We start from the raw sequence: 23,881 nt of genomic DNA, 5'->3' as shown, positions 1-23,881 counted from the left end.
GAGAAATGGGTATCCGCAAGTACAAGCCGACGACTCCTGGCCGTCGTGGCGCCAGCGTCGCCGACTTCGTCGAGGTCACGCGGTCCACGCCGGAGAAGTCGCTGGTTCGCCCGCTGCACAGCAAGGGCGGCCGTAACAATTCCGGTCGTGTGACCGTCCGCCACCAGGGCGGTGGCCACAAGCGCGCCTACCGCGTGATCGACTTCCGTCGTCACGACAAGGACGGCGTGCCGGCGAAGGTCGCGCACATCGAGTACGACCCCAACCGCACCGCGCGCATCGCGCTCCTGCACTACGCGGACGGCGAGAAGCGCTACATCCTCGCGCCGCGTGGCCTGAACCAGGGCGACCGCGTCGAGAACGGTCCCGGGGCCGACATCAAGCCGGGCAACAACCTTGCCCTGCGCAACATCCCGGTCGGTACGACGCTGCACGCCATCGAGCTGCGTCCCGGCGGCGGCGCGAAGTTCGCCCGCTCCGCCGGCGCCTCGGTGCAGCTGCTCGCGAAGGAGGGCTCCATGGCCCACCTGCGCATGCCGTCCGGCGAGATCCGCCTGGTCGACGTCCGCTGCCGCGCCACCGTCGGCGAGGTCGGCAACGCCGAGCAGAGCAACATCAACTGGGGCAAGGCCGGTCGTAAGCGCTGGCTGGGTGTCCGCCCGACCGTGCGTGGTGTGGTCATGAACCCGGTGGACCACCCGCACGGTGGTGGTGAGGGCCGTACCTCCGGTGGTCGCCACCCGGTGTCCCCGTGGGGCAAGAAGGAAGGCCGTACTCGTTCGCCCAAGAAGGCGTCGAACAAGTACATCGTCCGCCGCCGCAAGACGAACAAGAAGCGCTAAGGACGGGTTGAGATGCCTCGTAGCTTGAAGAAGGGACCCTTCGTCGACGACCACCTGATCAAGAAGGTGGACGCGCAGAACGAAGCCGGTACCAAGAACGTCATCAAGACCTGGTCCCGCCGCTCGATGATCGTCCCGGCGATGCTGGGCCACACGATCGCGGTGCACAACGGCAAGACCCACATTCCGGTGTTTGTCACCGAGTCGATGGTCGGCCACAAGCTCGGCGAGTTCTCGCCGACCCGCACCTTCCGGGGCCACGTCAAGGAAGACCGGAAGTCGAAGCGCCGCTAGTCAGCGGGGTGCGAATGACCATGACAAACATCGAAGGGACAACCATGGAAGCCAGGGCCCAGGCGCGGTACATCCGCGTCACGCCCATGAAGGCCCGCCGTGTGGTGGACCTCATCCGTGGCCTGAACGCCACGGAGGCTCAGGCGGTCCTGCGTTTCGCCCCGCAGGCCGCGAGCGTGCCGGTCGGCAAGGTGCTGGACAGCGCCATCGCCAACGCCGCGCACAACTACGACCACACCGACGTCGACAGCCTGTACGTCTCCGAGGCGTACGTCGACGAGGGCCCGACCCTGAAGCGGTTCCGTCCGCGCGCCCAGGGCCGTGCCTACCGGATCCGCAAGCGGACCAGCCACATCACCGTGGTCGTCAGCAGCAAGGAAGGAACCCGGTAATGGGCCAGAAGGTAAACCCGCACGGGTTCCGGCTCGGTGTCACCACCGACTTCAAGTCGCGTTGGTACGCCGACAAGCTGTACAAGGACTACGTCAAGGAAGACGTCGCCATCCGCCGGATGATGACGTCCGGCATGGAGCGCGCCGGCATCTCCAAGGTCGAGATCGAGCGCACCCGTGACCGTGTCCGCGTGGACATCCACACCGCGCGTCCGGGCATCGTCATCGGCCGCCGTGGCGCCGAGGCCGACCGCATCCGCGGTGACCTCGAGAAGCTCACGGGCAAGCAGGTCCAGCTGAACATCCTCGAGGTCAAGAACCCCGAGACCGACGCTCAGCTGGTGGCCCAGGCCGTTGCCGAGCAGCTGTCCAGCCGCGTCTCTTTCCGCCGCGCCATGCGCAAGAGCATGCAGTCGGCGATGAAGGCCGGCGCCAAGGGCATCAAGATCCAGTGCGGTGGCCGCCTCGGCGGCGCCGAGATGTCCCGCTCGGAGTTCTACCGCGAGGGCCGCGTGCCCCTGCACACGCTCCGCGCGAACGTGGACTACGGCTTCTTCGAGGCCAAGACGACCTTCGGCCGCATCGGTGTGAAGGTCTGGATCTACAAGGGCGACGTCAAGAACATCGCCGAGGTCCGCGCCGAGAACGCTGCCGCCCGTGCGGGTAACCGCCCGGCCCGCGGTGGCGCCGACCGCCCGGCCCGTGGTGGCCGCGGTGGCGAGCGGCGCGGTCGCAAGCCGCAGCAGGCTGCCGGTGCCGAGGCCCCCAAGGCCGAGGCTCCCGCTGCCGCCGCTCCGGCTGAGAGCACCGGAACGGAGGCCTGACCACCATGCTGATCCCCCGTAGGGTCAAGCACCGCAAGCAGCACCACCCGAAGCGCACCGGCATGTCCAAGGGTGGCACGCAGGTTGCGTTCGGCGAGTACGGCATCCAGGCGCTGACCCCGGCGTACGTCACGAACCGCCAGATCGAAGCGGCTCGTATCGCCATGACCCGTCACATCAAGCGTGGCGGCAAGGTCTGGATCAACATCTACCCGGACCGCCCGCTGACCAAGAAGCCCGCCGAGACCCGCATGGGTTCCGGTAAGGGTTCGCCGGAGTGGTGGGTCGCCAACGTCAAGCCCGGACGCGTCATGTTCGAGCTGTCGTACCCCAACGAGAAGATCGCCCGTGAGGCGCTGACTCGTGCGGCCCACAAGCTGCCGATGAAGTGCCGGATCGTCAAGCGCGAGGCAGGTGAAGCGTGATGTCGGCCGGTACCAAGGCGTCCGAGCTGCGCGAGCTGGGCAACGAGGAGCTTCTGGAGAAGCTCCGCGAGGCCAAGGAAGAGCTGTTCAACCTCCGCTTCCAGGCGGCGACGGGCCAGCTCGAGAACCACGGCCGTCTGAAGGCGGTCCGCAAGGACATCGCCCGGATCTACACCCTCATGCGTGAGCGTGAGCTCGGCATTGAGACGGTGGAGAACGCCTGATGAGCGAGAACAACGTGACTGACCAGAAGACTGAAGCGCGCGGCTTCCGCAAGACCCGTGAGGGTTACGTCGTCAGCGACAAGATGGACAAGACCGTCGTCGTCGCCGTCGAGGACCGCGTCAAGCACGCGCTGTACGGCAAGGTCATCCGCCGTACGAACAAGCTCAAGGCGCACGACGAGCAGAACGCCGCGGGTGTCGGCGACCGCGTCCTCCTGATGGAGACCCGGCCGCTGTCCGCGACCAAGCGCTGGCGCGTCGTCGAGATCCTCGAGAAGGCGAAGTAAGAAGCGGGGGCTCCGCCCCCGCTGACCCCGCCGGGGGCTACCGCCCCCGGCACCCCGCTGGGGGCCTCCGGCCCCCGGCGGCACGGGTTTCCGCCTGCAGAGGCACAAGTAATTCCTGCGGGAACTACCCGCAGGACAGTTCCGCCAGGCTCGCAGGTTCGTCCGACAAGGGCACTGCGGGAACCGGCAGACGATCAGGAGATAGACGTGATCCAGCAGGAGTCGCGACTGCGTGTCGCCGACAACACGGGTGCGAAGGAGATTCTCTGCATCCGTGTGCTCGGTGGCTCCGGTCGCCGCTACGCGGGTATCGGTGACGTCATCGTCGCCACCGTCAAGGACGCGATCCCCGGTGGCAACGTGAAGAAGGGTGACGTCGTCAAGGCGGTCATCGTTCGCACCGTGAAGGAGCGCCGCCGTCCGGACGGCTCGTACATCCGCTTCGACGAGAACGCCGCGGTCATTCTGAAGAATGACGGCGACCCTCGCGGCACCCGTATCTTCGGCCCCGTGGGCCGTGAGCTGCGCGAGAAGAAGTTCATGAAGATCATCTCCCTCGCGCCGGAGGTGCTGTGAGCATGAAGATCAAGAAGGGCGACCTGGTCCAGGTCATCACCGGCAAGGACAAGGGCAAGCAGGGCAAGGTCATCGCGGCCTTCCCCCGCGAGGACCGTGTCCTGGTCGAGGGTGTCAACCGGGTCAAGAAGCACACCAAGGCCGGTCCGACGGCTCGTGGTTCGCAGGCCGGCGGCATCGTGACCACCGAGGCCCCCATCCACGTGAGCAACGTGATGCTCGTCGTGGAGAAGGACGGCCAGAAGGTCCCGACCCGCGTCGGTTACCGCTTCGACGACGAAGGCAACAAGATCCGCGTTGCCAAGCGGACGGGTGAGGACATCTGATGACGACCACCACCGTGACTCCGCGTCTGAAGCAGAAGTACCGCGAGGAGATCATCGGCAAGCTGCGTGACGAGTTCAAGTACGAGAACGTCATGCAGGTTCCGGGCCTCGTCAAGATCGTGGTCAACATGGGTGTGGGCGACGCCGCCCGCGACTCCAAGCTGATTGAGGGCGCCATCCGCGACCTCACCACGATCACCGGTCAGAAGCCGGCCGTCACCAAGGCCCGCAAGTCCATCGCGCAGTTCAAGCTGCGTGAGGGCCAGCCGATCGGTGCCCACGTCACGCTCCGTGGCGACCGCATGTGGGAGTTCCTGGACCGCACCCTGTCGCTCGCGCTCCCGCGCATCCGCGACTTCCGCGGCCTGTCCCCCAAGCAGTTCGACGGCCGTGGCAACTACACCTTCGGTCTCACGGAGCAGGTCATGTTCCACGAGATCGACCAGGACAAGATCGACCGCGTCCGGGGTATGGACATCACCGTGGTCACCACGGCGACCAACGACGAAGAGGGCCGTGCCCTTCTCCGTCACCTCGGCTTCCCCTTCAAGGAGGCGTGAGCGAGATGGCGAAGAAGGCTCTGATCGCGAAGGCTGCTCGCAAGCCCAAGTTCGGCGTGCGCGCGTACACCCGCTGCCAGCGTTGTGGCCGTCCGCACTCCGTGTACCGCAAGTTCGGCCTGTGCCGCGTGTGCCTTCGTGAGATGGCTCACCGTGGCGAGCTGCCGGGCGTGACCAAGAGCTCCTGGTAATCCCCGTAACAGGGGACTTCCAGGGCTCTCGGTAAGCAACCGGGGCGGCAGGACGCCCAGCCTGCATGCCTTAGGCTTGTGGGGTTGGGCGTCTGCCGCCGCCCTTGACGACTTACTACGCCGTAGGTCCACCGCGCCGCACCCGTCCCGTCTCGGATCGGGGAGAGGGATGGCGCACCAGGAAACCCCGGCGAGAGAGGCCGAAGGCCAATTCATGACCATGACTGATCCGATCGCAGACATGCTGACGCGTCTGCGAAACGCGAACGCGGCGTACCACGACACCGTGTCGATGCCGCACTCCAAGATCAAGTCGCACATCGCGGAGATCCTCCAGCAGGAGGGCTTCATCACGGGCTGGCGCGTCGAGGACGCCGAGGTCGGCAAGAACCTCGTCCTCGAGCTGAAGTTCGGCCCGAACCGTGAGCGCTCCATCGCGGGCATCAAGCGGATCTCCAAGCCCGGTCTCCGGGTGTACGCGAAGTCCACCAACCTGCCGAAGGTGCTCGGCGGCCTGGGCGTGGCCATCATCTCCACGTCCCACGGGCTCCTCACCGACAAGCAGGCGCAGAAGAAGGGCGTGGGTGGGGAAGTCCTCGCCTACGTCTGGTAATTCGGGAACGGAGGAGAGACACCATGTCGCGTATCGGCAAGCTCCCCATCCCGGTTCCCGCCGGCGTGGACGTCACCATCGACGGCCGTACGGTCAAGGTCAAGGGCCCCAAGGGCGAGCTGACCCACACCGTCGTAGCGCCGATCGAGATCGCTAAGGGCGACGACGGCACCCTCCAGGTGACCCGCCCGAACGACGAGCGGCAGAGCAAGGCCCTGCACGGCCTGTCCCGCACGCTGGTGGCGAACATGATCACCGGTGTGACCACGGGATACGTCAAGAAGCTCGAGATCAGCGGTGTCGGTTACCGCGTCCAGGCCAAGGGCTCCAACCTGGAGTTCTCCCTGGGCTACAGCCACCCGATCCTGGTCGAGGCCCCCGAGGGCATCACCTTCAAGGTGGAGACCCCGACCCGTTTCTCGGTCGAGGGCATCGACAAGCAGAAGGTCGGCGAGGTTGCGGCCGACATCCGCAAGCTGCGCAAGCCCGACCCGTACAAGGCCAAGGGCGTCAAGTACGAGGGCGAAGTCATCCGCCGCAAGGTCGGAAAGGCGGGTAAGTAAGCCATGGCATACGGGCAGAAGATCCTCAAGGGCGACGCCTACAAGCGTGCTGCTATCAAGCGCCGTCACATCCGGATCCGCAAGAAGGTCTCCGGCACCGCCGAGCGTCCTCGCCTGGTCGTGACCCGCTCCAACCGCCACATCGTGGCGCAGGTGATCGACGACCTGAAGGGCCACACCCTGGCGTCGGCGTCCACCCTGGACGCGTCGATCCGCGGTGGCGAGGGCGACAAGTCCTCGCAGGCCAAGCAGGTCGGCGCCCTGGTCGCCGAGCGTGCCAAGGCCGCCGGTGTCGAGGCCGTCGTGTTCGACCGTGGTGGTAACCAGTACGCAGGGCGCATCGCCGCCCTGGCGGACGCCGCCCGCGAAGCCGGGCTCAAGTTCTGAGCCGGTTCCGTAGCTAGCGGAGACAGAGAGAGGTAATTCCAATGGCTGGACCCCAGCGCCGCGGTGGCGGTGCCGGTGGCGGCGAGCGGCGGGACCGGAAGGGCCGTGACGGCGGCGCAGCTGCCGCCGAGAAGACCGCGTACGTTGAGCGCGTCGTCGCGATCAACCGCGTCGCCAAGGTTGTGAAGGGTGGTCGTCGCTTCAGCTTCACCGCGCTGGTCGTGGTGGGCGACGGTGACGGCACCGTGGGTGTCGGATACGGCAAGGCCAAGGAGGTGCCGGCCGCCATCGCCAAGGGCGTTGAGGAGGCCAAGAAGCACTTCTTCAAGGTCCCCCGGATCCAGGGCACCATCCCGCACCCGATCACGGGTGAGAAGGCTGCCGGCGTCGTTCTCCTCAAGCCGGCGTCGCCGGGTACCGGTGTTATCGCCGGTGGTCCCGTGCGTGCCGTCCTGGAGTGCGCCGGTATCCACGACGTGCTGTCGAAGTCGCTCGGCTCGTCGAACGCGATCAACATCGTGCACGCGACCGTGGAGGCCCTGAAGGGCCTGCAGCGTCCCGAGGAGATCGCGGCCCGCCGCGGTCTGCCGCTCGAGGACGTCGCCCCCGCGGCTCTGCTGCGTGCGCGTGCCGGGGCGGGTGCTGCGTAATGGCTCAGCTCAAGATCACGCAGACGAAGTCGTACATCGGCAGCAAGCAGAACCACCGTGACACCCTGCGGTCGCTTGGTCTCAAGGGGATCAACACCGTGGTCGTCAAGGAGGACCGCCCCGAGTTCCGCGGCATGGTGCACACCGTCCGCCACCTCGTGACGGTCGAGGAGGTCGACTGATCATGGCGGAGAACAACCCGCTCAAGATCCACAACCTCCGTCCCGCCCCGGGCGCCAAGACCGCCAAGACCCGCGTCGGTCGTGGTGAGGCGTCGAAGGGTAAGACGGCCGGTCGTGGTACCAAGGGCACCAAGGCCCGCTACCAGGTTCCGGAGCGCTTCGAGGGCGGCCAGATGCCGCTGCACATGCGCCTCCCGAAGCTGAAGGGCTTCAAGAACCCGTTCAAGACCGAGTACCAGGTCGTGAACCTCGACAAGCTGGCCAAGCTCTACCCCGAGGGTGGCGAGGTCACGGTCGAGGACCTGGTGGCCAAGGGCGCCGTTCGCAAGAACAGCCTGGTCAAGGTCCTCGGCGAGGGTGAGATCTCCGTGGCGCTGCAGGTGCAGGTCGACAAGGCCTCCGCCTCCGCCAAGGAGAAGATCGCCGCCGCCGGCGGTTCGGTCACCGAGCTCGTCTGAGCCGGCTGACCCGCACAACGGCGAAGGCCGGGAGTTCCCGCTGGGAACTCCCGGCCTTTTCGTTGTCCGCCGCCGTCTGGTGGGTGACGTGTGTCGCGTCGGGTACGTGATTTCTGTCGCTGAGTGAACGAGCCGGCCGCCCGTCGTACGAAGGCGGCAGGAAGGCCCTGGAAGGCGCCGAAGGGCTTGAAGCAGGGGAAAAGAAGGAACAGACCGCTCGGGGAGCCTGTGGGGCGCGCTGACCGCCGTAGAGGGGCTCAATGCCCGCGCCGGCTCAGTGGTGTGGGGGAGAGAACGCCCGGAGCGAATGGATCACGCCCGCATCGGTCCCGTCGCTGGCCGACAGGGCGGTTTCATGTCGGTGCGGGCTCCGCGTAGGGTAGTCGACACTGTTAGTCTCCCTGATGCCCTGTCGTTGGATGGGGCGTCAGGTACAGAGAATTCCGTCCTCGCACAACATACCGTCACCTCTCGCGTAGCGAACGCGGGGGTCGCAGGAGGCACCGTGCTCACCGCGTTCGCCCGGGCGTTCAAGACGCCCGACCTGCGCAAGAAGCTGCTCTTCACGCTCGGCATCATCGTGATCTACCGGGTCGGCACGCACATCCCGATCCCGGGCGTCAATTACAAGAACGTGCAGACGTGTATCGACGCGGCCGAGGCGAACTCGGGCCTGTTCGGTCTGGTCAACATGTTCAGCGGCGGCGCACTGCTGCAGGTCACGGTCTTCGCGCTGGGCATCATGCCGTACATCACGGCGAGCATCATCCTGCAGCTGCTGACCGTGGTGATCCCGCGCCTGGAAGCCCTGAAGAAGGAGGGCCAGGCGGGTACGGCGAAGATCACGCAGTACACCCGCTACCTGACGGTGGCGCTCGCCGTCCTGCAGGGCACCGGCCTGGTGGCCACCGCCCGCAGCGGTGCCCTGTTCAGCAACTGCCCGGTGGGCAGCCAGATCGTCCCCGACAAGTCGATCTTCGTGATCATCACCATGGTCATCTGCATGACCGCCGGTACGGCCCTGGTGATGTGGCTCGGCGAGCTCATCACCGACCGCGGCATCGGCAACGGCATGTCGATCCTGATGTTCATCTCGATCGCCGCCACCTTCCCGGCCGCCCTGTGGGCCATCAAGGAGCAGGGCGACCTGGCCGGCGGCTGGATCGAGTTCGGCACCGTCATCCTCGTCGGCCTGGTCATGGTCGGCCTGGTCGTCTTCGTCGAGCAGGCCCAGCGCCGCATCCCGGTGCAGTACGCGAAGCGCATGATCGGCCGCCGCTCCTACGGCGGTACGTCCACCTACATCCCGCTCAAGGTCAACCAGGCGGGCGTGATCCCGGTCATCTTCGCGTCCTCGCTGCTCTACATCCCGGCGCTGATCGTCCAGTTCACCAACTCGACCGCCGGATGGGCGACCTGGATCCGCCGGAACCTCGCGGAGACGGATGCGCCGGCGCACATCACGCTGTACTTCTTCCTGATCGTCTTCTTCGCGTTCTTCTACGTGGCCATCTCGTTCAACCCCGAGGAAGTCGCGGACAACATGAAGAAGTATGGTGGCTTCATCCCGGGCATCCGGGCTGGCCGACCGACCGCTGAGTACCTCAGCTACGTACTCAACCGGATCACCTGGCCGGGTTCGCTGTATCTGGGTCTGATCGCTCTCGTGCCGACGATGGCGTTGGCAGGTTTCGGGGCAAACCAGAACTTCCCGTTCGGCGGGACCAGCATCCTGATCATCGTGGGTGTCGGTCTCGAGACGGTGAAGCAGATCGAGAGCCAGCTCCAGCAGCGCAATTACGAAGGGTTCCTCCGCTGATGCGAATCGTCCTGGTCGGGCCGCCGGGTGCCGGGAAGGGCACGCAGGCCACGCGCCTTGCCGAGAAGCTGCGCATTCCGCACATCTCCACCGGCGACCTGTTCCGAGCCAACATCAGCCGGCAGACGGAGCTCGGGAAGCTCGCGAAGTCCTACATGGACGCCGGCAACCTGGTGCCGGACGAGGTCACCATCGCGATGGCCAAGGACCGCATGGAGCAGCCCGACGCCGAGGGCGGCTTCCTGCTGGACGGCTTCCCGCGCAACGTGTCCCAGGCCGAGGCGCTGGACGAGCTCCTCGAGACCGAGGGCATCAAGCTCGACGCGGTGCTGGACCTGGAGGTCCCGGAGGAAGAGGTCGTCAAGCGGATCGCCGGGCGGCGGATCTGCCGCAAGGACTCCAGCCACGTCTTCCACGTGTCGTACAGCCCGCCGAAGAAGGAGGGCGTCTGCGACGTCTGCGGCGGTGAGCTGTACCAGCGGGACGACGACTCCGAGGAGACCGTCCGGACCCGGCTGGAGGTCTACCACACGCAGACCGAGCCGATCATCGACTACTACAAGGCGCAGGGGCTGGTCGTGACCATCTCCTCGCTGGGGCCGGTGGACGAGGTCACGAAGCGGGCGCTGGAAGCGTTGAAGCGCGAGGACGCGGGCAAGTAGTCGTACGTACGTCAGTCGCAGCCGCGGTTTCCTGTGAAGGGGCCGCGGCTGTGCTGTGGGAGTGGGTTGCGCAACCCACCCCCGCCGCCCCAGGAGGCACGAATGCCCGCGGATTACGGGCTGTGCCAGTGCCCGTATCGTTGAATGCGTCCGTCCCTCTCCCGGTCCAGAAAGGCCGCAGTCCCCATGGTGCAGATCAAGAGCCCCGAGCAGATCGCCAAGATGCGTGAGGCAGGGCTGGTCGTCGCCGCCATTCACGCGGCCACGCGGGAAGCCGCCGTGCCCGGCGCCACCACCAAGGATCTGGACCAGGTCGCCCGCAAGGTGCTCGCGGAGCACAACGCCAAGCCGAACTTCCTCGGGTACGGCGGGTTCCCGGCCACCATCTGCACCTCCGTGAACGAGGTCGTCGTGCACGGGATCCCCTCCGACGACGTCGTCCTCAAGGACGGGGACATCATCTCCATCGACTGCGGCGCGATCATCGACGGCTGGCACGGCGACGCCGCCTACACGGCCTTCGTGGGCTCCGGCCACGCGCCGGAGCTGATCGAGCTCTCCCGGGTGACCGAGGAGTCGATGTGGGCCGGCATCGCGGCCATGAAGCAGGGCAACCGGCTCGTCGACATCTCCCGGGCCATCGAGACGTACATCCGCCGCCAGCCCAAGCCCGGCGGCGGCCGGTACGGGATCATCGAGGACTACGGCGGTCACGGGATCGGCTCCGAGATGCACATGGACCCGCACCTGCTGAACTACGTCGACCGGCGGCGGGGGAAGGGCCCGAAGCTCGTGCCCGGGTTCTGCCTCGCCATCGAGCCCATGGTGTCGCTGGGCACGCCGAAGACGGTGGTCCTGGAGGACGACTGGACGGTCGTCACGACCGACGGCACCTGGTCCTCGCACTGGGAGCACTCCGTCGCCCTCACCGAGCAGGGGCCGCTGGTGCTGACCGCTCCGGACGGCGGCAAGGCCAAGCTCGCCGAGTACGGGATCACGGCCGCTCCCGACCCGCTCGCCTAGAGATCCGCATAATGATCTCCGGCCTGGGGCAGGCTTCCCCGATCTCGCTCGATTCGTGTTTCCGGGTGCGCTGACGTAGACTGACTCGTCGGCTCTTGTGCACCCGCATGTCCGCATGCGCTCGAATCCTCGAAACGGTGCACGCCGGAGTCGATCAAGGTAGTCGATTCGAAGGGCGAAGCGTGGCCAAGAAGCAAGGTGCCATCGAGATCGAGGGCACTGTCGTCGAGTCTCTTCCGAACGCCATGTTCAAGGTCGAGCTCCAGAACGGCCACCAGGTCCTGGCACACATCAGCGGCAAGATGCGGATGCACTACATCCGTATCCTCCCTGACGACCGGGTCGTGGTGGAGCTGTCTCCGTACGACCTGACGCGTGGCCGGATCGTCTACCGGTACAAGTAGATCTTGCCCACGCCCCGGGTGATCGGGGCCGCCGGCAACTGACCCGGAGAACCTCACATCCCATGAAGGTCAAGCCGAGCGTCAAGAAGATCTGCGACAAGTGCAGGGTGATCCGCCGTCACGGCCGGGTCATGGTCATCTGCGACAACCCGCGCCACAAGCAGCGCCAGGGCTGACGGACGACCTTCCTCTGCGATTCGCAGGGCTTCGCGCGACGCGAGCTGAATATGTTCATACGCAGGGCCCGAGCCGGCTGAACGGCTCGATACCCCCGGTTCGGAGGCCGGGGACCCAGTTCGTACCTGATACGGCGGCTGGGAACCGGTTCTGCGGCAGACCTCCGAAGATCACCAGGAGCCATTGAATGGCACGCGTTTCCGGTGTCGACATCCCGCGCGACAAGCGCGTGGAGGTCGCTCTCACCTACGTGTTCGGCATCGGCCGGACCCTTTCGCAGCAGACGCTGGCTGCCACCGGCGTGGACCCCAACACCCGCGTTCGCGACCTCTCCGAGGAGCAGCTCGTCGCGATCCGCGAGTACGTCGACAACAACCTCAAGACCGAGGGTGACCTCCGTCGCGAGATCCAGGCCGACATCCGCCGCAAGGTCGAGATCGGCTGCTACCAGGGTCTGCGTCACCGCCGCGGTCTGCCCGTCCGCGGTCAGCGCACCAGCACCAACGCCCGCACCCGCAAGGGCCCGCGTCGCGCCATCGCCGGCAAGAAGAAGCCGGGCAAGAAGTAGTCCGCAGCGGACACCTGTCCACGGTCTTCGCTGTAGGACCGACCACCTCCCGTAGGAGTTATAGATGCCCCCCAAGGGACGTCAGGGCGCTGCCAAGAAGGTGCGCCGCAAGGAAAAGAAGAACGTCGCTCACGGCCACGCGCACATCAAGAGCACGTTCAACAACACCATCGTTTCGATCACGGACCCGTCCGGCAACGTGATCTCCTGGGCCTCCGCCGGCCACGTCGGCTTCAAGGGCTCCCGGAAGTCCACGCCGTTCGCCGCGCAGATGGCCGCCGAGTCGGCCGCCCGCCGCGCCCAGGAGCACGGCATGCGCAAGGTCGACGTCTTCGTCAAGGGCCCGGGCTCCGGTCGTGAGACCGCGATCCGCTCCCTGCAGGCGACCGGCCTCGAGGTCGGCTCCATCCAGGACGTCACGCCGACCCCGCACAACGGCTGCCGTCCGCCGAAGCGCCGCCGCGTCTGACGCAGGGCACTTCGCCGCAGGTTTTCGGGCGGTACGGTCCGCATGGGTCGTACCGCCCGTACCCTTGCAATACCCGTCCCCTTTTTCTCGGGGGCGGCATGGTCGGGCGTCATATAGCGGGCGCCCCCGACTGAAGGATCTGATCCACACATGCTGATCGCTCAGCGTCCCTCGTTGACCGAAGAGGTCGTCGACGAGTTCCGCTCCCGGTTCGTGATCGAGCCGCTGGAGCCGGGCTTCGGCTACACCCTCGGCAACTCCCTGCGTCGTACGCTCCTGTCCTCGATCCCCGGTGCGGCTGTCACCAGCATCCGGATCGACGGTGTCCTGCACGAGTTCACCACCGTGCCGGGCGTCAAGGAGGACGTCACCGACCTGATCCTCAACATCAAGCAGCTGGTCGTGTCGAGCGAGCACGACGAGCCCGTGGTGATGTACCTGCGCAAGCAGGGTCCGGGTCTGGTCACCGCCGCCGACATCGCGCCCCCGGCCGGTGTTGAGGTGCACAACCCCGACCTGGTCCTCGCCACGCTCAACGGCAAGGGCAAGCTGGAGATGGAGCTGACGGTCGAACGTGGCCGCGGTTACGTCTCCGCCGTGCAGAACAAGCAGGTCGGGCAGGAGATCGGCCGGATCCCGGTCGACTCGATCTACTCGCCGGTTCTCAAGGTCACCTACAAGGTCGAGGCGACCCGAGTCGAGCAGCGCACCGACTTCGACAAGCTGATCGTCGACGTCGAGACCAAGCAGGCCATGCGTCCGCGTGACGCCATGGCGTCGGCCGGCAAGACCCTGGTCGAGCTGTTCGGTCTGGCCCGCGAGCTCAACATCGACGCCGAGGGCATCGACATGGGTCCGTCCCCGACGGACGCCGCGCTCGCTGCGGACCTGGCGCTGCCGATCGAGGAGCTGGAGCTCACCGTTCGGTCGTACAACTGCCTCAAGCGTGAGGGCATCCACTCCGTGGGTGAGCTCGTGGCTCGCTCCGAGGCGGACCTGCTCGACATTCGCAACTTCGGTGCGAAGTCCATCGACGAGGTCAAGGCGAAGCTGGCCGGGATGGGCCTGGCTCTGAAGGACAGCCCGCCTGGGTTCGACCCCACCGCTGCGGCGGACGCGTTCGGCGCGGACGACGACGCGGACTCCGGGTTCGTGGAGACCGAGCAGTACTGAGTCGTTCCCGGGGGTGCGAGCCCCCGGGGCCCCGTTCCTCCCTCTCATGGGAGGGGCCGGTTGTTGCCGGTGAGCACCCGCTCATCGGGTCCTGACCCCGGTACCTGATACGGCCGGGGCAGATACCAAGGAGACACACCATGCCGAAGCCCACCAAGGGTGCCCGTCTGGGCGGCAGTGCCGCGCACGAGAAGCTGATGCTCGCGAACCTCGCGAAGTCGCTCTTCGAGCACGGCCGTATCACCACCACCGAGGCGAAGGCCCGCCGCCTGCGCCCGTACGCGGAGCGTCTGATCACCAAGGCGAAGAAGGGTGACCTTCACAACCGCCGTCAGGTGCTGCAGGTGATCACGGACAAAAGCATCGTCCACACGCTCTTCACCGAGATCGGCCCGCGCTACGAGAACCGTCCGGGTGGCTACACCCGTATCACCAAGATCGGCAACCGCCGCGGCGACAACGCGCCCATGGCGGTCATCGAGCTGGTCGAGGCGCTGACGGTGCAGCAGTCGGCGGTCGGCGAGGCCGAGGCCGCGACCAAGCGCGCGGTCAAGGAAGACGCCCTCAAGAAGGACGAGGCCGCCGAGGCCCCGTCCGAGGACGCCGCCGAGGCCAAGGCTGACGAGGCTGCCGAAGAGTCCAAGGGCGAGGAGTCCAAGGACGCCTAAGGCACTGCCGAGCGTCGAAGCGGGTCCGTCCTTCGGGGCGGGCCCGCTTTCGCGTACCTGAGAGGATCTGAGGGTGAGCGACGAAGTACAGCCCGGGTACGTCCGTGTCCGTCTCGACCTCTCCTACGACGGGACCGAGTTCTCCGGGTGGGCCAAGCAGGCCGGAGGGCGGCGGACCGTCCAGGGGGAGATCGAGGACGCTCTGCGTACGGTCACCCGGTCCGGGGAGACGTACGAGCTGACCGTGGCCGGGCGGACCGACGCGGGTGTGCACGCGCGCGGCCAGGTGGCGCATGTCGATCTGCCGCGCGCGGTGTGGGCCGAGCACAGCCAGAAGCTGCTCAAGCGGCTCGCGGGCAGGCTGCCGAAGGATGTGCGGGTGTGGGCCCTCAGGGAAGCGCCGCCCGGCTTCAACGCCCGTTTCTCGGCGGTGTGGCGGCGCTACGCCTACCGCGTCACCGACAACCCGGGCGGTGTGGACCCGCTGCTACGGGGCCATGTGCTGTGGCACGACTGGCCGCTCGACGTCGACGCCATGAACGAGGCCGCGCGCGGGCTGCTCGGCGAGCACGACTTCGCCGCGTACTGCAAGAGGCGCGAGGGGGCCACGACCATCCGGACCCTGCAGGAGCTGAGCCTCGTACGCGGGGGCGACGGGATCATCACCGCCACCGTGCGGGCCGACGCGTTCTGCCACAACATGGTGCGGTCCCTGATCGGGGCGCTGCTGTTCGTCGGCGACGGGCACCGGCCGACGGACTGGCCCGCGAAGGTGCTGGCGGCCGGCGTACGGGACTCCGCCGTACATGTCGTACGGCCGCACGGGCTGACGCTGGAGGAGGTCGGCTACCCGGCCGACGAACTGCTGGCCGCGCGGAACAAGGAGGCGCGGAACCGGCGGACGCTGCCCGGGGCCGGCTGCTGCTGACCCCGGGCGGCCAGGGCCGCTACTCGTTCGCCGCGGCCGAGGCCTGGGCCTCGCCGCGGCGGCGGATCTGGCGGAAGGCGAACTCGGCGAGGTCGTCGCCGGTGGAGAAGATCGCCGTGTCGCTCTTGGTGGCGTCCTTGCCGCTGGTGAAGCCGGTGATGGTGAAGTAGGCGTAGCGGCCGAGCGAGTTGGTCTTCGTGTAGCAGACGGCGCCGTCGCAGAAGTCCTTGACGCCGCCGCCGGACAGCGGCTTGATGATGCTCCTGTCGTCGGCCTGCTGCTTGGCCTTCGTCGCCTGCGCCTCGGTGTCGAAGACGGCCACGCCGACCGTCACCGCGATGCCGTCCCTGGTGTAGGTGACGCGCATCAGGCGCGTGCAGTCGTTCGCGGTGAGGACCTTGGGGAGGGTTTGCCGGGCGGCCGAGGCGCAGTTCCTCGTGTCGGCCGTCGGGCCCTTCTTGTAGACGGTCTCGCCCATGGTCAGCTGGGTGCCCGGGAAGAGGATCTCCGGGCTCAGCGGAGCCTTGTCCTTCTTCGCGCTGGCGATGAAGTCCTTCGGGTCCAGCGGGGGCGGTGCGCTGGTCGGCGCGAACGACGGTGCCGAGTCGGTGGCGCTCGGGATGTCCGCGGTCGAGGGCAGCTGGGCGGTCGGGTTGTTCGACGCCTGGCTGTTGCCGTTCGCCGAGACGACGGCCACGGCGACGGCGGCCGCGATCCCGACGGTGGCGAGCGCGCCACCGCCGATGAACAGCAGCCGGCGCCGCTTGTTGCGGGCCTCGGACGCCTCAGCGAGCGCCGCCCAGTCCGGCGTCGGACCGCCGCCGCTGGACCAGGGCTGCTGAGAATGCGGTTTCCAGGGATCCCACTGGGACTGAGGTCCCCCCTGCCCATAACTCATGGGGCGCATCTTAGACGGGCCAAGAGGCGTGCTGGTCCGCCTCATTGAGCTCGGCAGCCCCTAGCGTTCCTGCAATGAGGATGGGCAAAAGCGGCATCTCCGGGTGGTTGGTACGAGTGGCCAGGCGGCAGCTGTGCGCCGGGATGCTCTCGGCGTTCCTCGCCTCCTGCCCGTCGTACGACGACTCCCTCCTGTTCGTCCTCCCGTTGCTGCCGGGAAGGATCCGGCGGCGGGCCGTCAAGGGCGTGGTCACGATGTGTGTGATGGCGGTGACGGTCGTACAAGAGACGGGAGGCGGTAGAGTGGGAGTCGGCAGTGATCCCTCGTTTTGACCCCCTAGGGGCGCCCCGGTATCCTGCCTATTCGTTGTGTATTGGCTTGCTCATTCTCACGGGACGGGCCCTTACACCGGTCCACCGGGCCGATGACCAGCGACCAGCACGCGGTTTGCGTCACCGCTGTGCGGTCAAGGCTGTCGTGATCGTTTCGGTGACCTTGTCTAGGACCATTCACTCGAAGCGAAGGCTACGAACCGTGCGTACGTACAGCCCCAAGCCCGGCGATGTGACGCGCCAGTGGCACGTCATCGACGCTCAGGACGTTGTCCTGGGTCGTCTCGCCAGCACTGCCGCCACCCTTCTGCGGGGCAAGCACAAGCCGATCTACGCGCCGCACGTCGACGCTGGTGACTTCGTCATCATCATCAACGCCGACAAGGTGCACCTGTCCGGCAACAAGCGGACCCAGAAGATGGCGTACCGCCACTCCGGCTACCCGGGTGGTCTGCGCTCCGTCCGTTACGACGAGCTGCTCGACAAGAACCCCGAGAAGGCCATCGAGAAGGCCGTCAAGGGCATGCTCCCCAAGAACTCCCTGGGCCGTCAGATGCTCTCGAAGCTGAAGGTCTACAAGGGTGACCAGCACCCGCACGGCGCGCAGCAGCCGCAGCCGTACGAGATCACCCAGGTCGCGCAGTAAGTCCGGCCACCCCCTAAGACTGAAGAGAATCTGAGGAGAATCGTGGCCGAGACCACTGCCGAGCAGCCGCTCGAAGAGCTTGACATCGACAGCTACACCACCGAGTCCGAGGTCCCCGTCGAGGGCGAGTACACCTCGGAGTCCCTCGCCTCCCGCTTCGGCGAGCCCCAGCCGGCCGCCGGCCTGGGTCGCCGCAAGGAGGCCATCGCCCGTGTCCGGATCGTCCCGGGCACCGGCAAGTGGAAGATCAACGGGCGTTCGCTCGAGGACTACTTCCCGAACAAGGTCCACCAGCAGGAAGTGAACGAGCCCTTCAAGGTGCTCGAGCTCGAGGGCCGTTACGACGTCGTCGCCCGCATCTCCGGCGGCGGTGTCTCCGGTCAGGCCGGTGCGCTCCGTCTCGGTGTCGCCCGCGCGCTGAACGAGGCCGACGTCGACAACAACCGCGGTCCGCTGAAGAAGGCCGGCTTCCTGCGCCGTGACGACCGTGCGGTCGAGCGGAAGAAGGCCGGTCTGAAGAAGGCCCGCAAGGCTCCGCAGTACAGCAAGCGCTAATCGCGTCGCTGTCTTCGCGACTGTCTTCGCAGGGATCGCCCCGGCGGCACGGACTGTGCCGCCGGGGCGGTTCGTTTACGGGGGAATGGTTCTTTATCGCAGGCTTAGGCACAGGCCGGCGGCACAACCCCGGCAGGCTCCGGGCAGTCTCAGGGGATGTACTCGGGCCGGGCCACGCCTGGACACTCGAGTGAGCCGCACTCTCTTCAGCAATTCGGAGGACACCACAGTGGGACGACTCTTCGGCACGGACGGCGTGCGCGGTGTCGCCAACGCGGACCTGACGGCCGAGATGGCGCTCGGCCTCTCCGTCGCCGCGGCGCACGTACTGGCCGAGGCGGGCACGTTCGAGGGACACCGGCCGATCGCGGTGGTCGGGCGTGACCCGCGCGCGTCCGGGGAGTTCCTGGAGGCCGCCGTGGTCGCGGGCCTGGCCAGCGCCGGCGTGGACGTGCTGCGGGTCGGCGTGCTGCCGACGCCCGCCGTGGCGTACCTCATCGGCGCGCTCGGCGCCGACCTCGGTGTCATGCTCTCCGCGAGCCACAACGCCATGCCCGACAACGGCATCAAGTTCTTCGCCCGCGGCGGTCACAAGCTCGCCGACGAGCTGGAGGACCGTATCGAGGCCGTGTACGAGGAGCACAAGGGCGGTGAGCCGTGGCAGCGGCCCACGGGCGCGGGCGTCGGTCGTGTGCGGGAGTACGAGGAGGGGGCCGAGCGGTACGTGGCGCACCTGCTGGGTGTCCTCCCGAACCGGCTGGAGGGCCTGAAGATCGTCCTCGACGAGGCGCACGGCGCGGCCTTCCGGGTCTCGCCGGAGGCCTTCGCGCAGGCCGGGGCCGAGGTCGTCACGATCGGGGCCGAGCCGGACGGGCTCAACATCAACGACGGGTGCGGTTCCACGCATCTGGAGAAGCTGAAAGCGGCCGTCGTCGAGCACGGCGCCGACCTCGGCATCGCGCACGACGGGGACGCCGACCGCTGCCTGGCCGTCGACCACACCGGCGAGGAGGTGGACGGCGACCAGATCCTGGCCGTGCTCGCGCTGGCGATGCGGGAACGCTCCGCGCTGCCGGCCGAGACCGTCGTGGCGACCGTCATGTCCAACCTGGGCTTCAAGCTCGCCATGGAGCGCGAGGGCATCCGGGTCGTCCAGACCGCGGTCGGCGACCGGTACGTCCTGGAGCAGATGAAGGAGCACGGCTTCGCGCTGGGCGGCGAGCAGTCCGGGCATGTGATCATCCTCGAGCACGCGACGACCGGGGACGGCACGCTGACCGGGCTGCTGCTGGCGGCGCGGGTCGCCCAGTCCGGTCGTACGCTGCGGGACCTGGCGTCCGTCATGGAGCGGCTGCCGCAGGTGCTGATCAATGTGCCGGACGTCGACAAGGCGCGGGTGAAGTCCTCCGCGGAGCTCGCGTCGGCCGTCGCCGAGGCCGAGCGGGAGCTGGGGTCGACCGGGCGGGTGCTGCTGCGGCCGTCGGGGACCGAGCCGCTGGTGCGGGTGATGGTGGAGGCCGCCGACATCGAGCAGGCGCGGTCGGTGGCCGGTCGGCTGGCCGACGCGGTGAAGTCGGCGCTCGGCTAACCGGTCTTCCGGGTACGTTCGCGCTGCTTGGCCCAGAGCCACTTCTGGACCAGCAGCGTGAGCGTGCCGGCGAGGATGATGCCCAGCAGGTTCAGCAGGAGCTGTTCCGTCGACCGCAGGGTCTGGATGGCGTCGCCGTAGATGAGGGCCACGGCGGCGTTGGCGGCGGCCGGGACCGTCGTCACCGAGATGGCGACGCCGACCAGGGCGCCGGACTTCGCGGACGTCAGGGAGAGAGTGCCGGCCGCTCCGGCGAGCACTGCCACGACGAACGAGAACCAGTCGGGGGCATAGATGAAGCCGGTGTTGGGCCGGTCGGCCTCCAGCCGGGCCTCGGTGAACAGGCCGACCGCGTCCATGAAGAGGCTGAAGCCGACCGTCACCGCCATCGCCGCGGCGAAGCCCGCCAGCAGCGCGATCAGTGAGCGCAGGGCCAGCCGGGGCGCGCGCTGCACCATGGCCGTGCAGATGCCGGCGAGCGGGCCGAACTCCGGGCCCACCGCCATCGCGCCGACGATCAGGATCGCGTTGTCGAGGACGACACCGCAGGCCGCGATCATCGTGGCCAGCGTGATGAAGGCGATATAGGTGACGGAGAGGGTCGACTCCTCGTGGGTGGCGTCGGTCAGCTGCTCCCACAGCACCGCGTCCGCGCTCTCGCCCGGGGCGTCGTCCTCCGCCTCGTCGGCGCGCTTGGACAGCGACAGGTCGATGTTCTCCACGGCGATGGACCCGCTCTGATCGAGGTCCAACTCCCTTAGCGCGCCGATAAGTTCGTCACCCGCCTCACGGGCCACGTCGCACATGACGACGTCCCCCGAGGGGTTGCGGGCGGCGCCCGGCATCACGACCAGGTGTGTGGTGCCGACCGTCTTCTCGATCAGGCGGACCACGTGGCCGGTCTTCTCGGTGGGTGTGATCAGGCGCAGATGCAGCATGGGTCTTTGTAGCAGCCGGTCGTTACAGCTTGCGCAGGCTCAGGCGCTGCACCGTGTGGTCCGGGCCCTTGCGCAGGACGAGGGTGGCCCGGCCGCGGGTGGGGGCGATGTTCTCGACCAGGTTGGGCTTGTTGATGGTGCGCCACATGCTGCGGGCGTAGTCGAGGGCCTCCTCCTCGGAGACCTGGGTGTACTTGCGGAAGTACGAGGAGGGGTTCTGGAAGGCGGTCTCGCGCAGCTTCTTGAAGCGGTCGAGGTACCAGCGCTCGATGTCCTCGGTGCGGGCGTCGACGTACACGCTGAAGTCGAAGTAGTCGGCGAGGCCGACCCGGGTGCGGCCGTCCTTGCCGGGCAGGGCGGGCTGCAGCACGTTGAGCCCTTCGACGATCAGGATGTCGGGCCGGCGTACGACGAGCTTCTCACCGGGCACGATGTCGTAGATCAGGTGGGAGTAGACGGGTGCGGTGACCTCGTCCTTCCCGGCCTTGATGTCGGCGACGAAACGGGTCAGGGCGCGGCGGTCGTACGACTCGGGGAAACCCTTCCGCGACATCAGGCCGCGGGCCTGGAGCTCCTTGGTGGACAGCAGGAAGCCGTCGGTGGTGACCAGCTCGACGCGCGGGTGCTCGGGCCAGCGGGAGAGCAGCGCCTGGAGGAGGCGGGCGACGGTGGACTTGCCGACGGCGACGGAACCCGCGACCCCTATGACGAAGGGGGTGCCGGACTGGGAGCCCTGTTCGCCGAGGAAGGTGTTCAGGGCGCCTCTGAGGCCGTCGGTGGCGCCGACGTAGAGGTTGAGGAGCCGGGACAGCGGGAGGTAGATGTCGCGCACCTCGTCGAGGTCGATGACGTCACCGAGACCGCGCAGCTTCTCGACCTCCTCGGCCGTCAGCGGCAAGGGGGTCTTGTCCCGCAGCGCACTCCACTCCGCGCGGGTGAGATCGAGGTAGGGAGTCGCCTCCGGCCGCTGCCGGTGGGCGCTCCGGGGCACCGAGGAGACCGGAGAGATCACAGTCCATTGTTAACGGAGTTCGAACGGGATGGCGGGTGGGGTGGGTCACCTCTGGGGGCGTGAGGGGTTCGCTCGGGGTCTTGCCGGTCCCGCCCTCGTACGGCCTTCGTACCCCGGTGGAATTTCCGATTCCGGGCAGGCGGGTGCGGGTGCGGGCGTGATCGGGACCGTAGGCTGCCGCTCATGTGCGGAATCGTGGGATACGTGGGGCCGCAGTCTGCCCTCGACGTCGTGATGGCCGGGCTGAAGCGGCTGGAGTACCGGGGTTACGACTCGGCGGGCGTCGCCGTGCTCGCGGACGGCGGGCTGGCGACGGCGAAGAAGGCCGGGAAGCTGCTCAATCTGGAGAAGGAGCTGGACGGCAGGCCGTTGCCGACCGGCTCGACCGGGATCGGGCACACCCGGTGGGCCACGCACGGCGGGCCCACCGACGCCAACGCCCATCCGCACATCGACAACGCGGGGCGGGTGGCGGTGGTGCACAACGGCATCATCGAGAACTTCGCGTGCTTGCGGGCCGAGCTCGAAGAGCGCGGGCACGAGCTGGCCTCCGAGACGGACACCGAGGTCGTCGCGCATCTGCTCGCCGAGGAGTTCTCGTCGTCCGCCGATCTCGCCGAGGCGATGCGGTTGGTGTGCCGGCGGCTGGAGGGGGCGTTCACGCTGGTCGCGGTGCACGCGGACGAGCCCGATGTGGTGGTGGGCGCGCGGCGGAACTCGCCGCTGGTGGTGGGCGTTGGAGAGGGCGAGGCCTTTCTCGCCTCGGACGTCGCCGCGTTCATCGCCCACACGCGGTCGGCGATCGAGCTGGGACAGGACCAGGTGGTGGAGCTGCGCCGGGACGCGGTCACGGTGACGGGCTTCGACGGCCGACCGGCGGACGTGCGCTCGTACCACGTCGACTGGGACGCGTCGGCCGCGGAAAAGGGGGGCCATGACTACTTCATGCTCAAGGAGATCGCCGAGCAGCCCAAGGCGGTCGCCGATACGTTGCTCGGGCGCATCGACGCGTCCGGCTCACTGACGCTGGACGAGGTGCGGATCCCTCCGGGGGTGCTGCGGGAGATCGACAAGGTCGTCATCGTCGCGTGCGGTACGGCGTTCCATGCGGGCCTCATCGCCAAGTACGCCATCGAGCACTGGACGCGGATTCCGTGCGAGGTGGAGCTGGCGAGTGAGTTCCGGTACCGGGACCCCATTTTGGATCAGCAGACTCTCGTCATCGCCATCTCCCAGTCCGGGGAGACCATGGACACGCTGATGGCGGTACGGCACGCCCGCGAGCAGGGGTCCAGGGTGCTGGCGATCTGCAACACGAACGGGTCGACGATTCCGCGCGAATCGGATGCGGTGCTGTACACGCACGCCGGGCCGGAGGTCGCGGTCGCCTCGACGAAGGCGTTCCTGACGCAGCTGGTGGCGTGTTATCTGGTGGCGCTGTATCTGGGGCAGGTGCGGGGCACCAAGTGGGGCGATGAGATCCGCGCGGTGATCCGGGACCTGTCGCACATCGCGGGGGCGGTGGAGCAGGTCCTGGGGACGATGGAGCCGGTGCGCGAGCTGGCCCGGTCGCTCGCCTCCAAGAACACGGTGCTGTTCCTGGGGCGGCATGTGGGATATCCCGTGGCGCTTGAGGGCGCGCTCAAGCTGAAGGAACTCGCCTACATGCACGCCGAGGGGTTTGCGGCGGGGGAGTTGAAGCACGGGCCGATCGCGTTGATCGAGGAGGATCTGCCGGTGGTGGTGATCGTTCCCTCGCCGCGGGGGCGGTCCGTGCTGCACGACAAGATCGTGTCCAACATCCAGGAGATCCGGGCACGGGGGGCGCGGACGATCGTCATCGCGGAGGAGGGGGACGAGGCGGTCGTTCCGTACGCCGACCATCTGATCCGGATCCCGGTGACGCCGACGCTGCTCCAGCCGATGGTGGCGACCGTGCCGTTGCAGGTGTTCGCGTGCGAGCTGGCTACCGCCAGGGGGAACGAGGTGGATCAGCCTCGGAACCTGGCGAAGTCGGTCACCGTGGAGTGACCCTCCTCGTTCTTGAGGGCTTCCACGAACGGGGTGAAGGCTCCGGCCGGGAAGGTGAGGGTTGCCCTGGCCGGGGCTTTTGAGTCGCGGATGGATATGTTGGTGGGGGAGTTTGAGATCTCCACGCAGTTGTTGCCATCGCCCTCGCCGGAGTAGGACGACTTCCGCCAGTTGTCGGGGGCAGTCATGGGATGCC

At 67.6% G+C, this 23,881-nt stretch carries 36 protein-coding genes; 32 read left to right on the top strand and 4 right to left on the bottom strand.

Annotated features, from left to right (window positions below; all coding sequences use genetic code 11):
- Positions 1-5 precede the first annotated feature (5 nt).
- The 27 genes from rplB (at position 6) to truA (ending at position 15,685) form a co-directional block, all read left to right on the top strand.
- Complete coding sequence (rplB, locus tag ACYVMZ_RS15810; RefSeq protein WP_028420773.1) at positions 6-842, top strand: 50S ribosomal protein L2; 837 nt, start codon at positions 6-8, stop codon at positions 840-842.
- Between the two features lie 12 nt (positions 843-854).
- Positions 855-1,136: a 30S ribosomal protein S19 gene (rpsS, locus tag ACYVMZ_RS15805; RefSeq protein WP_004984529.1), complete on the top strand. Its 282-nt coding sequence runs from the start codon at positions 855-857 to the stop codon at positions 1,134-1,136.
- Between the two features lie 44 nt (positions 1,137-1,180).
- Positions 1,181-1,528, top strand: a complete 348-nt coding sequence (gene rplV / locus ACYVMZ_RS15800; RefSeq protein ID WP_029380974.1) for a 50S ribosomal protein L22 — start codon at positions 1,181-1,183, stop codon at positions 1,526-1,528.
- The gene (gene rpsC, locus ACYVMZ_RS15795) at positions 1,528-2,352 is read left to right on the top strand and encodes a 30S ribosomal protein S3 (protein WP_010036723.1); all 825 of its coding nucleotides are present in this window, start codon (positions 1,528-1,530) and stop codon (positions 2,350-2,352) included. Before rplV ends, rpsC begins: the two co-directional genes overlap by 1 nt.
- A gap of 5 nt (positions 2,353-2,357) precedes the next feature.
- Entirely contained in the window at positions 2,358-2,777 is a 420-nt protein-coding gene (rplP, locus tag ACYVMZ_RS15790) for a 50S ribosomal protein L16 (RefSeq protein WP_028420770.1), read from the top strand.
- Positions 2,777-3,001, top strand: a complete 225-nt coding sequence (gene rpmC, locus ACYVMZ_RS15785; protein ID WP_189214790.1) for a 50S ribosomal protein L29 — start codon at positions 2,777-2,779, stop codon at positions 2,999-3,001. Before rplP ends, rpmC begins: the two co-directional genes overlap by 1 nt.
- On the top strand, positions 3,001-3,288 hold the full coding sequence (rpsQ, locus tag ACYVMZ_RS15780) for a 30S ribosomal protein S17 (protein WP_171114346.1): 288 nt from the start codon (positions 3,001-3,003) through the stop codon (positions 3,286-3,288). The genes rpmC and rpsQ overlap by 1 nt, the downstream gene beginning before the upstream one ends.
- A gap of 207 nt (positions 3,289-3,495) precedes the next feature.
- A complete protein-coding gene (rplN, locus tag ACYVMZ_RS15775; RefSeq protein ID WP_003998823.1) occupies positions 3,496-3,864 on the top strand; it encodes a 50S ribosomal protein L14 in 369 nt (122 codons plus the stop codon).
- 2 nt (positions 3,865-3,866) lie between these two features.
- Positions 3,867-4,190: a 50S ribosomal protein L24 gene (gene rplX / locus ACYVMZ_RS15770; protein ID WP_029380977.1), complete on the top strand. Its 324-nt coding sequence runs from the start codon at positions 3,867-3,869 to the stop codon at positions 4,188-4,190.
- Positions 4,190-4,750: a 50S ribosomal protein L5 gene (rplE, locus tag ACYVMZ_RS15765; RefSeq protein WP_461079910.1), complete on the top strand. Its 561-nt coding sequence runs from the start codon at positions 4,190-4,192 to the stop codon at positions 4,748-4,750. Before rplX ends, rplE begins: the two co-directional genes overlap by 1 nt.
- Positions 4,751-4,755: 5 nt before the next feature.
- Positions 4,756-4,941, top strand: coding sequence for a type Z 30S ribosomal protein S14 (locus ACYVMZ_RS15760; protein ID WP_003956452.1), 186 nt, complete (start codon positions 4,756-4,758; stop codon positions 4,939-4,941).
- 214 nt (positions 4,942-5,155) lie between these two features.
- Positions 5,156-5,554, top strand: coding sequence for a 30S ribosomal protein S8 (gene rpsH, locus ACYVMZ_RS15755; RefSeq protein ID WP_365672101.1), 399 nt, complete (start codon positions 5,156-5,158; stop codon positions 5,552-5,554).
- Positions 5,555-5,577: 23 nt separating this feature from the next.
- Positions 5,578-6,117 carry a 50S ribosomal protein L6 gene (gene rplF, locus ACYVMZ_RS15750; RefSeq protein ID WP_461079907.1) on the top strand — a complete coding sequence of 180 codons (540 nt, stop codon included), beginning with the start codon at positions 5,578-5,580 and terminating at the stop codon, positions 6,115-6,117.
- 3 nt (positions 6,118-6,120) lie between these two features.
- A complete protein-coding gene (gene rplR, locus ACYVMZ_RS15745) occupies positions 6,121-6,504 on the top strand; it encodes a 50S ribosomal protein L18 (protein WP_461079905.1) in 384 nt (127 codons plus the stop codon).
- Positions 6,505-6,545: 41 nt separating this feature from the next.
- Positions 6,546-7,154: a 30S ribosomal protein S5 gene (gene rpsE / locus ACYVMZ_RS15740; RefSeq protein ID WP_030671799.1), complete on the top strand. Its 609-nt coding sequence runs from the start codon at positions 6,546-6,548 to the stop codon at positions 7,152-7,154.
- A complete protein-coding gene (gene rpmD / locus ACYVMZ_RS15735; protein ID WP_095748087.1) occupies positions 7,154-7,336 on the top strand; it encodes a 50S ribosomal protein L30 in 183 nt (60 codons plus the stop codon). The genes rpsE and rpmD overlap by 1 nt, the downstream gene beginning before the upstream one ends.
- Positions 7,337-7,338: 2 nt before the next feature.
- A complete protein-coding gene (rplO, locus tag ACYVMZ_RS15730; RefSeq protein WP_289933205.1) occupies positions 7,339-7,794 on the top strand; it encodes a 50S ribosomal protein L15 in 456 nt (151 codons plus the stop codon).
- A gap of 505 nt (positions 7,795-8,299) precedes the next feature.
- Positions 8,300-9,613: a preprotein translocase subunit SecY gene (secY, locus tag ACYVMZ_RS15725; protein ID WP_461079902.1), complete on the top strand. Its 1,314-nt coding sequence runs from the start codon at positions 8,300-8,302 to the stop codon at positions 9,611-9,613.
- Entirely contained in the window at positions 9,613-10,275 is a 663-nt protein-coding gene (locus ACYVMZ_RS15720) for an adenylate kinase (protein WP_461079900.1), read from the top strand. The genes secY and ACYVMZ_RS15720 overlap by 1 nt, the downstream gene beginning before the upstream one ends.
- 186 nt (positions 10,276-10,461) lie before the next feature.
- Positions 10,462-11,298, top strand: coding sequence for a type I methionyl aminopeptidase (gene map / locus ACYVMZ_RS15715; protein ID WP_461079898.1), 837 nt, complete (start codon positions 10,462-10,464; stop codon positions 11,296-11,298).
- Positions 11,299-11,480: 182 nt separating this feature from the next.
- On the top strand, positions 11,481-11,702 hold the full coding sequence (infA, locus tag ACYVMZ_RS15710; protein WP_003948620.1) for a translation initiation factor IF-1: 222 nt from the start codon (positions 11,481-11,483) through the stop codon (positions 11,700-11,702).
- Between the two features lie 62 nt (positions 11,703-11,764).
- Positions 11,765-11,878 carry a 50S ribosomal protein L36 gene (gene rpmJ / locus ACYVMZ_RS15705; RefSeq protein WP_003974245.1) on the top strand — a complete coding sequence of 38 codons (114 nt, stop codon included), beginning with the start codon at positions 11,765-11,767 and terminating at the stop codon, positions 11,876-11,878.
- Positions 11,879-12,066: 188 nt separating this feature from the next.
- The gene (gene rpsM, locus ACYVMZ_RS15700; protein WP_461079895.1) at positions 12,067-12,447 is read left to right on the top strand and encodes a 30S ribosomal protein S13; all 381 of its coding nucleotides are present in this window, start codon (positions 12,067-12,069) and stop codon (positions 12,445-12,447) included.
- Between the two features lie 64 nt (positions 12,448-12,511).
- Positions 12,512-12,916, top strand: a complete 405-nt coding sequence (gene rpsK / locus ACYVMZ_RS15695; RefSeq protein ID WP_003956432.1) for a 30S ribosomal protein S11 — start codon at positions 12,512-12,514, stop codon at positions 12,914-12,916.
- Between the two features lie 150 nt (positions 12,917-13,066).
- Positions 13,067-14,089 carry a DNA-directed RNA polymerase subunit alpha gene (locus ACYVMZ_RS15690; protein WP_028420758.1) on the top strand — a complete coding sequence of 341 codons (1,023 nt, stop codon included), beginning with the start codon at positions 13,067-13,069 and terminating at the stop codon, positions 14,087-14,089.
- Positions 14,090-14,229: 140 nt separating this feature from the next.
- A complete protein-coding gene (rplQ, locus tag ACYVMZ_RS15685) occupies positions 14,230-14,757 on the top strand; it encodes a 50S ribosomal protein L17 (protein ID WP_461079892.1) in 528 nt (175 codons plus the stop codon).
- A 73-nt stretch (positions 14,758-14,830) separates the two neighbouring features.
- Positions 14,831-15,685, top strand: a complete 855-nt coding sequence (gene truA, locus ACYVMZ_RS15680) for a tRNA pseudouridine(38-40) synthase TruA (RefSeq protein WP_461079890.1) — start codon at positions 14,831-14,833, stop codon at positions 15,683-15,685.
- A gap of 19 nt (positions 15,686-15,704) precedes the next feature.
- Here the strand turns inward: truA and ACYVMZ_RS15675 are convergent, their stop codons facing one another.
- Positions 15,705-16,583 carry a hypothetical protein gene (locus ACYVMZ_RS15675; protein ID WP_461079888.1) on the bottom strand — a complete coding sequence of 293 codons (879 nt, stop codon included), beginning with the start codon at positions 16,581-16,583 and terminating at the stop codon, positions 15,705-15,707.
- Positions 16,584-16,657: 74 nt separating this feature from the next.
- Here ACYVMZ_RS15675 and ACYVMZ_RS15670 point away from each other — a divergent pair, with 74 nt between their 5' ends.
- From ACYVMZ_RS15670 to glmM, 4 genes are all read left to right on the top strand, one after another.
- A complete protein-coding gene (locus ACYVMZ_RS15670) occupies positions 16,658-16,915 on the top strand; it encodes a hypothetical protein (RefSeq protein ID WP_461079886.1) in 258 nt (85 codons plus the stop codon).
- A gap of 202 nt (positions 16,916-17,117) precedes the next feature.
- Positions 17,118-17,561: a 50S ribosomal protein L13 gene (gene rplM, locus ACYVMZ_RS15665; protein WP_031118775.1), complete on the top strand. Its 444-nt coding sequence runs from the start codon at positions 17,118-17,120 to the stop codon at positions 17,559-17,561.
- A gap of 42 nt (positions 17,562-17,603) precedes the next feature.
- Positions 17,604-18,116 carry a 30S ribosomal protein S9 gene (rpsI, locus tag ACYVMZ_RS15660; RefSeq protein WP_461079884.1) on the top strand — a complete coding sequence of 171 codons (513 nt, stop codon included), beginning with the start codon at positions 17,604-17,606 and terminating at the stop codon, positions 18,114-18,116.
- Between the two features lie 229 nt (positions 18,117-18,345).
- The gene (gene glmM, locus ACYVMZ_RS15655; protein WP_461079882.1) at positions 18,346-19,704 is read left to right on the top strand and encodes a phosphoglucosamine mutase; all 1,359 of its coding nucleotides are present in this window, start codon (positions 18,346-18,348) and stop codon (positions 19,702-19,704) included.
- On the opposite strand, the gene ACYVMZ_RS15650 is transcribed toward glmM, so the two are convergent.
- A complete protein-coding gene (locus ACYVMZ_RS15650; protein ID WP_461079880.1) occupies positions 19,701-20,642 on the bottom strand; it encodes a DUF389 domain-containing protein in 942 nt (313 codons plus the stop codon). The genes glmM and ACYVMZ_RS15650 overlap by 4 nt on opposite strands.
- Positions 20,643-20,664: 22 nt before the next feature.
- Positions 20,665-21,654: a type I pantothenate kinase gene (coaA, locus tag ACYVMZ_RS15645; protein ID WP_461079878.1), complete on the bottom strand. Its 990-nt coding sequence runs from the start codon at positions 21,652-21,654 to the stop codon at positions 20,665-20,667.
- 183 nt (positions 21,655-21,837) lie between these two features.
- Between coaA and glmS the strand changes: the two genes are divergently transcribed.
- Positions 21,838-23,685 carry a glutamine--fructose-6-phosphate transaminase (isomerizing) gene (gene glmS, locus ACYVMZ_RS15640; protein WP_461079876.1) on the top strand — a complete coding sequence of 616 codons (1,848 nt, stop codon included), beginning with the start codon at positions 21,838-21,840 and terminating at the stop codon, positions 23,683-23,685.
- Here the strand turns inward: glmS and ACYVMZ_RS15635 are convergent.
- Complete coding sequence (locus tag ACYVMZ_RS15635) at positions 23,646-23,873, bottom strand: DUF397 domain-containing protein (protein ID WP_461079874.1); 228 nt, start codon at positions 23,871-23,873, stop codon at positions 23,646-23,648. The two genes, glmS and ACYVMZ_RS15635, sit on opposite strands and share 40 nt — an antisense overlap.
- Positions 23,874-23,881 lie beyond the last annotated feature (8 nt).

Source organism: Streptomyces deserti, from assembly GCF_054782695.1.
Note: the sequence above shows the minus strand (reverse complement) of the source record. Positions and strands in the feature narration are given on the sequence as shown.

Coding starts and splice junctions, on each gene's coding strand:
- ACYVMZ_RS15690 (WP_028420758.1), top strand. CDS start 13,067: ATGCTGATCGCTCAGCGTCCCTCGTTGACCGAAGAGGTCGTCGACGAG.
- ACYVMZ_RS15720 (WP_461079900.1), top strand. CDS start 9,613: ATGCGAATCGTCCTGGTCGGGCCGCCGGGTGCCGGGAAGGGCACGCAG.
- rplV (WP_029380974.1), top strand. CDS start 1,181: ATGGAAGCCAGGGCCCAGGCGCGGTACATCCGCGTCACGCCCATGAAG.
- rplB (WP_028420773.1), top strand. CDS start 6: ATGGGTATCCGCAAGTACAAGCCGACGACTCCTGGCCGTCGTGGCGCC.
- rpmJ (WP_003974245.1), top strand. CDS start 11,765: ATGAAGGTCAAGCCGAGCGTCAAGAAGATCTGCGACAAGTGCAGGGTG.
- rpmC (WP_189214790.1), top strand. CDS start 2,777: ATGTCGGCCGGTACCAAGGCGTCCGAGCTGCGCGAGCTGGGCAACGAG.
- rplE (WP_461079910.1), top strand. CDS start 4,190: ATGACGACCACCACCGTGACTCCGCGTCTGAAGCAGAAGTACCGCGAG.
- rpsQ (WP_171114346.1), top strand. CDS start 3,001: ATGAGCGAGAACAACGTGACTGACCAGAAGACTGAAGCGCGCGGCTTC.
- rpsH (WP_365672101.1), top strand. CDS start 5,156: ATGACCATGACTGATCCGATCGCAGACATGCTGACGCGTCTGCGAAAC.
- ACYVMZ_RS15650 (WP_461079880.1), bottom strand. CDS start 20,642: ATGCTGCATCTGCGCCTGATCACACCCACCGAGAAGACCGGCCACGTG.
- rplQ (WP_461079892.1), top strand. CDS start 14,230: ATGCCGAAGCCCACCAAGGGTGCCCGTCTGGGCGGCAGTGCCGCGCAC.
- rpmD (WP_095748087.1), top strand. CDS start 7,154: ATGGCTCAGCTCAAGATCACGCAGACGAAGTCGTACATCGGCAGCAAG.
- rplP (WP_028420770.1), top strand. CDS start 2,358: ATGCTGATCCCCCGTAGGGTCAAGCACCGCAAGCAGCACCACCCGAAG.
- rpsM (WP_461079895.1), top strand. CDS start 12,067: ATGGCACGCGTTTCCGGTGTCGACATCCCGCGCGACAAGCGCGTGGAG.
- ACYVMZ_RS15760 (WP_003956452.1), top strand. CDS start 4,756: ATGGCGAAGAAGGCTCTGATCGCGAAGGCTGCTCGCAAGCCCAAGTTC.
- rpsS (WP_004984529.1), top strand. CDS start 855: ATGCCTCGTAGCTTGAAGAAGGGACCCTTCGTCGACGACCACCTGATC.
- rplX (WP_029380977.1), top strand. CDS start 3,867: ATGAAGATCAAGAAGGGCGACCTGGTCCAGGTCATCACCGGCAAGGAC.
- ACYVMZ_RS15635 (WP_461079874.1), bottom strand. CDS start 23,873: ATGACTGCCCCCGACAACTGGCGGAAGTCGTCCTACTCCGGCGAGGGC.
- glmS (WP_461079876.1), top strand. CDS start 21,838: ATGTGCGGAATCGTGGGATACGTGGGGCCGCAGTCTGCCCTCGACGTC.
- rplO (WP_289933205.1), top strand. CDS start 7,339: ATGGCGGAGAACAACCCGCTCAAGATCCACAACCTCCGTCCCGCCCCG.
- rpsE (WP_030671799.1), top strand. CDS start 6,546: ATGGCTGGACCCCAGCGCCGCGGTGGCGGTGCCGGTGGCGGCGAGCGG.
- map (WP_461079898.1), top strand. CDS start 10,462: ATGGTGCAGATCAAGAGCCCCGAGCAGATCGCCAAGATGCGTGAGGCA.
- rpsK (WP_003956432.1), top strand. CDS start 12,512: ATGCCCCCCAAGGGACGTCAGGGCGCTGCCAAGAAGGTGCGCCGCAAG.
- rplR (WP_461079905.1), top strand. CDS start 6,121: ATGGCATACGGGCAGAAGATCCTCAAGGGCGACGCCTACAAGCGTGCT.
- ACYVMZ_RS15670 (WP_461079886.1), top strand. CDS start 16,658: ATGAGGATGGGCAAAAGCGGCATCTCCGGGTGGTTGGTACGAGTGGCC.
- rplF (WP_461079907.1), top strand. CDS start 5,578: ATGTCGCGTATCGGCAAGCTCCCCATCCCGGTTCCCGCCGGCGTGGAC.
- ACYVMZ_RS15675 (WP_461079888.1), bottom strand. CDS start 16,583: ATGAGTTATGGGCAGGGGGGACCTCAGTCCCAGTGGGATCCCTGGAAA.
- rpsC (WP_010036723.1), top strand. CDS start 1,528: ATGGGCCAGAAGGTAAACCCGCACGGGTTCCGGCTCGGTGTCACCACC.